The organism is Pseudarthrobacter kochi, assembly GCF_055412805.1.
This window is the reverse complement of sequence record NZ_JBVAYV010000079.1, coordinates 1-7163: the sequence shown is the minus strand read 5'-3', so window position 1 is coordinate 7163 and position 7163 is coordinate 1. Positions and strand designations below refer to the sequence as shown.

The following is a 7163-nucleotide window of genomic DNA, read 5'->3' as shown; positions in this document are numbered from 1 at the left end:
AAAGAGGTGGGGATGTCCCCGTCAACTACTCATAACAATAATACCCCCAGGGGTATCTTGCAACACGGTTGATGCTGTACGAAGAGATACGAAAAAGAGCGGTCCGGGACTACCCAGTCCCGGACCGCTCACCATTGCCCGCCCGAAAGCGAACACCTACATACCAGCGGCCCCGGCCTGGGGCGGGCCGGGTAGAAGGCTGGGGTTTCGTTGGCCTTGGCTCCCGCTTAGGTTCCGCAGTACGTCCGGTAGGCACCGAAGTCCGCAGGCGCGGCGGCAGCGTAACGATCCAGGCCCGGGCGCTCGACATACGGGTTGGTCACCGCGTCCAGCAGCCGCTTGAGCGGATCCAGCTCCCCTCCCGTAGCGGCAGTAAGCGCCTCCTCCACCAGGTGGTTGCGGGGGATATAGACGGGGTTGACCCGGTCCATCGCGTCGGCGTCGGGGCTCAGGGCGCTCCAACGTTCCGCCCACGCGTCAAACGCTGCCGGGTCGGGGAGCAGGCTGCGCGCGGCTTCCCGGTGGCCGCGGGCGGCCGCGCCGAGGCCTCGGAAGAACGAGGTGTGGTCGGCACGCCCCGCCTGGAGGAGACTGAGCAACCCGTCCACGAGGGGCGAGGCGGCGTCGTCGTCGACGTCGTGGTGCAGGCCGAGTTTGGCCCGCATGCCGGCCGACCAGGCGGCACTGTACTGCCTGCGGAATCCGGCGAGGGATTCCTGCGCGAGGGCGACCGCCTGCTCCTGCCCGTCGTGGAAGAGGGGCAGGAGTGACTCCGCGAGCCGCGTGAGGTTCCACTCCGCCATCGCCGGCTGGTTGCGGTAGGCGTAGCGTCCGGTCTCGTCGATCGAACTGTAGACCGCGGCCGGGTCAAACGCGTCCATGAAGGCGCAGGGCCCGTAGTCGATGGTTTCGCCCGAGATTGTCATGTTGTCGGTGTTCATGACCCCGTGCACAAAACCCACAAGCATCCACTGGGCCACGAGGGACGCCTGGGCGGCTATCACCGCCTGGAACAGCGCGACATAGGGGTTCCCGGCCTCGGCGGCGCCGGGATGGTGGCGGGTGATCGCATGGTCGGCAAGCCGGCGCAGGAGGTTGATGTCGCCCGTGGCCCGGGCGTACTGGAAGCTGCCCACGCGCAAATGGCCGCTCGCGACCCGCGTGAGAACTGCTCCCGGCAACATGGTGTCGCGCAGAACCGGCCGCCCCGTCGCCACAACGGCGAGGGACCGGGTGGTGGGGATCCCCATCGCGTGCATCGCTTCACTCACGATGTACTCCCGCAGCATCGGACCAACAGCCGCCAGCCCGTCACCACCGCGGGCGAACGGGGTGCGCCCGGAGCCCTTGAGATGGACATCGCGGAGGTGGCCCCCGGCGTCGGTAATCTCACCGAGCAGGAGCGCGCGCCCGTCGCCGAGCCGGGGGGCCAGCCAGCCGAACTGGTGGCCGGTGTACGCCTGCGCCACAGGAGTGGCGCCATTGGGGACCAGGTTGCCGGTCAGCAGACGCAGCCCCTCGGGACCGCGCAGGTGCGTGGGGTCGAGGCCAAGCCCGGCGGCCAACGGCTCGTTGAGCACGAGAAGACGTGGGTCCGGAGCCGTCTCTGCCTGCCAGGGAACGGCCATTTCGCCCAACTCCCTGGCAAAGCGGGAGTCAAAGCGGCCGTCAAAGCTGACGGTTGATGGGGCTGCGGCAGTCATCCTCCAAGATTACCCGCGGCACCGCTAGCGGCCGTTGAGTTCCATGGACCTGCCAAGAATGCGCGCACCTTCGGGAAAGGCGCTTGGGTTGGGTCCGGAGTGGCCTTGCCGTCCGCACACGGCGCAGCAGGGCTTAGGGGGCGGCAACCATCTCGACGGCCACCGTCTCAATGATCCTGGTCGATGGCTCACCGACCAGCGCCGGCGCCGTCACACCGGTTTTCCACGTGTCGTTCTGCAGTCGGCCCAGAAAGTCCACGGCAGCAGCCTGCGTATCGAAGTCCATCTCCAGCATCACGTAGTCCTCCTGGTCGAGCGGACGCGAGATCCGGTACGACCGCACCCCGGAAGCGGCGCGGTCGAGTGGGTCGCTGTCGAAAGCGCTCTTCCACATGCCGAAGTCCCGGACCTGGTGTTCGATCTGCAGGGTAATCATGGGTCACTCCTGTCGACGGTTCCTGAAGCCCAACTGTAGGCCCGAAAGGCTGCCCAAAGTAAGGTGCCTGGCACGAAGGGTAATCCACGGTCCGAGCATCCGGGTTCCCCGGTAGCCCGGCCGTCGCCGGCCCGGCGCTAGGGAAACGTTAAGACTTCACCCTGTTTGGCCCCGGCGCCGCTCCCGCAAGGTAGCGTGAAGTGCGCGCCGTCCCTGCAGAGTCCCCCAATGATGCAGGGGCGGCGCCTTTATGCGCCAGCGCTACTGGCCCTGGAAGAGATTGAGGATGTTGCCCTCACTGTCCAGGAACCACGCGGCCTTGCCTACCGGAGTCGACGCAATCCCGTTCTCAGTCTTCAGACCAGGAAAGTCGTACTCCTCGAACACAACGCCGCGGCCGCGCAGGTCCTTGACCTCGGCCTCGATGTCGTCTGTTCCCCAGCCCATCTGGGTGTTTTTCGCTGTTCCGGCAGTGTCGGTCTTGTAGAGCAGGAAGGCCGTGCCTTTGCCGCAGCGGTACATCAGGTTCTCCTCGTCCATGGCGTCCGCGGGCTCCAGTCCCAGCACGTCACGGTAGAAATTGCTCGCCCGGACGATGTCCTTGGCGGGGAGGACTGCGATGATTTCGAGATCTTTCAGCATGATTGTTTCTCCCTCTTGATCAGACTTGATCAGATTCCTGGAAGCCACCCCAGCTGCCATCCACAGTGAAATAGACGTCCGCCGGTTCCCCGGCGCACCCGGCGGCGTCGTGCCAGCCCCGGGCCCCAATTCCAGAGGCATCAACATGCTCAGCGCCAGCGATGGACATGACCTATCGGCTCCTCGAAGGTGCTGATGCGCACTATCGTAGGCTCGGGGCCGTGAGAGTCAATACCGCGGCGAATCCGCTGCTGCGCGGGGGATTTGATGGCGGCCGGCGGGGACCATCACAGCTTCGACGGCGGCGCCCCCGGGGTCGTCGTGCTGGTCGGGGCGTGGGCCTGATCCGCCCGGTTGCCCTGCCGGCGACTCGCCAGTAGGAAGGGCACCGCGATCAGCTCGATGACGCCGCCAACTGCCAGCGACGCCGGGTAGCCGTACACATCGGCCGCCCGGCCGAGCAGCGGCTGCGCCACCACCCCACCGCTGGATCCCATGAGCGAGTCGAAGCTAAGCACCGTTGCCCGTTGCTTCGAGGCGATCATGTCATTCAGGTAGGCCTGCCGCACCGGGGTGCCCGCCGACGAGACCAGGGCCCAGAGTGCCAGGAGGACAAGGGCCACCCAGAACACGTGGGTGAACCCCAGCACGACCAGAATCATCGCGCCCACAATGCTGCTCAGAATCAGCACCGTGGTGCGGCGGCGAACCAGGCCCCGGAGGCGTGGCGCCATCCAGCCGCCCAGCACCTGCGCCCCTGCCACGATGGCCGCGGCCAGGCCCGCCACGGAGTATGCGTGCGGGTCGCCGAAGAGCTCCAGCAGGTACGGCTGGAGGGCGTAGAAAACATAGATCCCGACGCCGGCGCTGAACGGCGCGGCCAGCATCACGTAGCGTACGGGCGGGTTCTTCAGTCCATTCTCGATCGAGTCAGTAAGCACGGCGCGGGTCGCCTCAAGAGGATGGGCCGAACGTTCGGGCGTGAAGCCGACGTCGCGCATGAGCCAAAAGGCCACGACAAACATCACCAACAGGACACCCACCCGCAGCAGAAACGGCACGCCAAGGTTGGTGGCCTGCGCGATGACACCGCCGGCCACCGAGCCGATCAGCATCGCAGCGCCCGAGACCATCAGTCCCCTGCCCAGCACCGTCTCGAGCCCGCCGTCATAGCCCGAGAAGCGCAACGCGTCGACGAGCCAGGCCTCAACAGCCCCGGAGAAAAAAGTGAAGCCCAGGCCGAGCAGCACCGACACTGCGGCCCACAACCAGAACGGGGCGGAAAGCTGCCAGAGCAGGTAATACAGGTAGGTCGATGCGGCCAGCGTCGCGGTGCCGAGCAGGAACGACACGCGCCGCCCCCAACCGTCGGCAACCACTCCGGTGGGCACCTCGAAAAGCACCATCCCGGCGGTGAAGAAGGCGTTCGCGGCAAAAGCCTCAAGGTTGCTGAGTCCGGCGTCAAGCAGGAAGAGGGTGTTGATCCCCCAGATGAACGAGGCCGCAAGGGTATTGCCCAGCGTCAACGTGAGGTAGATGCGCTGGATCTTGCGGGCGGCGGCGTTCATCGGATTGCCGTCCCCGTCGGGGCGGGGGTCTGGCACGAGCCCATTCTCGTCTCCTTCAGAGGCGCGCGCCAGAGTGCGGGATGGCGGTGCGGCGTGCGGGGTCGCTCACCCTGACTCGGGCACCTCACGGTGAACCATGCACTGATCCCCCCGCTCGATGCCCGCCGTATCCTCCGACGGAACCCCGTGGCGGAGGCCGCCGGCTCTGGAGAGAAGACCTGGAAAGGCGTAGATTTGCGCCGGGATTCATTCGACGTGGAAGCCAATCTGATGGCTTCCGGCAGGCTCGACCGGGACGAAGTCCCGCGGGAGGGGGCGACATCGAAAGCATCGCGGCGGGCAGGCCGCCCCGTGGCATGACTGCGGCCGTCGCCGCGATGATGAGCGGGCGCGGCGTTCCGGGCATCTCCGTGACCGTCGTGAATCGCGATCGGGTGCTCCTCGCCGCCGGTTACGGACTTGCCGACTGTGCAGAAAGCACGCCGGCAACCGCCTCGACGTCGTATCTCTGGTTCTCCATGACCAAGATCGTGACCGCGACGGCTGCGTTCCGGCTCGTGGACGAGGGTCGCCTCGATTTGAATGCCCCGGTGGGCGAGTACGTCCCTCACTTGCGTTCTTCCAGGACGACGCCGAGCGTAGGCCAGTTGCTGAACCACACTGCCGGTTTGGGTAACCCGTTGCCCATCCGCTGGGTGCATGCGGCCAACGCGGATCCTCCGGATCCCGAGGCTTTGCTCCGCCATTTGATGGGCAGGCGCCGCGTATACCGCTACCCGGCCGGGCAGAGCGCCCGCTATTCCAACGTCGGCTGCCTGGCCGCCGGACAGGTCATTGCCGCTGCGGCCGGGATGGCCTTCGAGTCCTGCGTCCACCAGTCCATCCTGCAACCTCTGGGCATGGAACACACCGGGTTCCGCTATCAGGAGGGCGCCGACAAGGCGACCGGATACCTCAAGGCGCCCCGGATCATGGACCCCGTGCTGCGGGGTATGTTCCCCGCCGGGATCGCCGGAAACCGTCGCGGGCCGTACTTGTCACTGAACCACTTCTACGTGGACGGGCCCGCCTACGGCGGCCTGGTGGGCGACGTCTGGGACGCGGGCAGATTCCTCCGCATGCACCTTCGCGACGGCGAGATCGACGGAACCCGGGTCCTTTCCCCGTGTCCGCCCGCCGCATGCACACCATGGACCAGGCGGGTAAGCCGTTCGACCACGGACCCGGGTGGTTTCGCCGGCGGACGAAGACCCCGGGGCAGTGGGTGGAGCATTTCGGCGCCGGGCCGGCTTCTGGAACGTCATGCGCCTCTACCCCGACCGCGGTCTGGGCATCGTCGTCATGAGCAACAGCACCAGCATGTACGACTTCGAACCGCTGTTCGCGCTCCTGGCATCTGCGTCGTGGTCGTGACCCTTGCGACCGACTGTTGACACCAGCATCCCACGGCCGGATGCCGGGCTGATCCGGCACTGCGTACCCTCTGCGGGCAGCCAGCATCGAGCAGTGGCAGGCATTTGCCCCTCATCATGCGATCAACCGCAGGGATAACACAAAGGAGTACCCCATACCCATGGATATGCCGACCCGATACGACTTGGAACGTCTGGCGGCTGCGCGCGATCCACACAGCGTCACAGTGTAACTTCCGACGAGCACTGTCCCCCGCTGATTCGGAGGAGGACCAGACCCGAGCGCGCTCTTTGTTCGGTTCCGCCCTGGACCTGCTCCGCGCCGGGGAAAACAAAGACTCGCTCACCGCCATAGAGTCGTTCCTCCACGAGCTCCTGGAAACCCCGGAGTTCTGGTTTGACATGGGGCGGAGCCTGGCCATCTTCGCGACACCGACGTCGGTGTTGGAGTTCCGTTTGCCGAACGATCTTGAAAACCATGTCAGCGTGTCTGATCGGTTCGCCATCACCCCGCTTCTGCGCGCCGTAACGTTCCCCAACGCGGCGCTCGTGCTCGCGATTTCCCAGGACGGGGCGCGCCGCATCGAGGTCTCGGCTGACCGGCCGGCCCAGGAAATCACCGTACCCGGCATGCCAGCATTGGCGTACCCGCTGCCGGTCATCGTCATCTCGGAGCTCATGGGCGTGCCCGCCGAGGACCGTGACCGCTTCAAGCTGTGGTCCGACGTCATTGTCAGCCAAACGCGGACCAGTGCACCGAACGAGGATCACCACGCCACCAATCAGGAGATGACCGATACTTCCTGAACCTGATCGAACAGCGCCCGAGCCGGCCCGGCAACGACTTGATCAGCAACCTGCTCTCCGCCGAGATCGACGGGCAGAAACTGACCGTGCCCGAACTGCTGGGTTTCTGCAGTCTGTTGCTCGTCGCCGGCAACGAAACAACCACCAATCTGATAGGCAATGCGGTCCTTTGCTTTACCGAAGTGCCCGGCACCATCGAACGGCTGCGGAAGGAGCCGTCACTGCTCCCCCAGGCCATAGAGGAAGTACTCCGCTTTCGGTCCCCCGTCCAGTCCATGTACCGGATTTGTGTTGCCGAAACCACCCTGGGCGACGTTCACATTCCGGCCGGCGCCCCGCTCGCAAGACTTGAAGCACGGACCGCACTGGAGGCCATCCTGTCACGGCTGCCAGGACTGAGAGTCGCCCCGGGATCGCGCCTTGAGCGGATGGACAGCACCATCGTCTATGGACTGAAGGCCCTCCCGGCCAACTGGCACGCAGCCTGAACGCACGGCGGCCGCCCCCCACGGCCGGCTTGCAACATACCCCCAGGGGTATTACCGTTGGTGGTAGAGGAACGGAGAATCCCTCCCGGGAACTCCCCCACCACCCA

The 7163-nt window shown here is 65.9% G+C and carries 7 protein-coding genes; 3 read left to right on the top strand and 4 right to left on the bottom strand.

The annotated features are described in order from the left end of the window. Positions 1 to 227: 227 nt before the first annotated feature. From ACZY0Y_RS19310 to ACZY0Y_RS19295, 4 genes are all read right to left on the bottom strand, one after another. Positions 228 to 1703, bottom strand: coding sequence for a protein adenylyltransferase SelO (locus tag ACZY0Y_RS19310; protein ID WP_463959862.1), 1476 nt, complete (start codon positions 1701 to 1703; stop codon positions 228 to 230). A 133-nt stretch (positions 1704 to 1836) separates the two neighbouring features. Next, positions 1837 to 2139, bottom strand: coding sequence for a hypothetical protein (locus ACZY0Y_RS19305; protein WP_463959861.1), 303 nt, complete (start codon positions 2137 to 2139; stop codon positions 1837 to 1839). A 261-nt stretch (positions 2140 to 2400) separates the two neighbouring features. Continuing rightward, entirely contained in the window at positions 2401 to 2781 is a 381-nt protein-coding gene (locus ACZY0Y_RS19300; RefSeq protein ID WP_463886433.1) for a VOC family protein, read from the bottom strand. A 287-nt stretch (positions 2782 to 3068) separates the two neighbouring features. After that, on the bottom strand, positions 3069 to 4349 hold the full coding sequence (locus ACZY0Y_RS19295; protein ID WP_463959863.1) for an MFS transporter: 1281 nt from the start codon (positions 4347 to 4349) through the stop codon (positions 3069 to 3071). Positions 4350 to 4705: 356 nt separating this feature from the next. Between ACZY0Y_RS19295 and ACZY0Y_RS19290 the strand changes: the two genes are divergently transcribed. From ACZY0Y_RS19290 to ACZY0Y_RS19280, 3 genes are all read left to right on the top strand, one after another. Then, positions 4706 to 5782, top strand: a complete 1077-nt coding sequence (locus tag ACZY0Y_RS19290; RefSeq protein WP_463959860.1) for a serine hydrolase domain-containing protein — start codon at positions 4706 to 4708, stop codon at positions 5780 to 5782. Between the two features lie 270 nt (positions 5783 to 6052). Beyond that, a complete protein-coding gene (locus ACZY0Y_RS19285) occupies positions 6053 to 6568 on the top strand; it encodes a baeRF11 domain-containing protein (protein ID WP_463959859.1) in 516 nt (171 codons plus the stop codon). 38 nt (positions 6569 to 6606) lie between these two features. Continuing rightward, on the top strand, positions 6607 to 7056 hold the full coding sequence (locus tag ACZY0Y_RS19280) for a cytochrome P450 (RefSeq protein ID WP_463959858.1): 450 nt from the start codon (positions 6607 to 6609) through the stop codon (positions 7054 to 7056). The last annotated feature ends 107 nt before the right edge of the window (positions 7057 to 7163 follow it).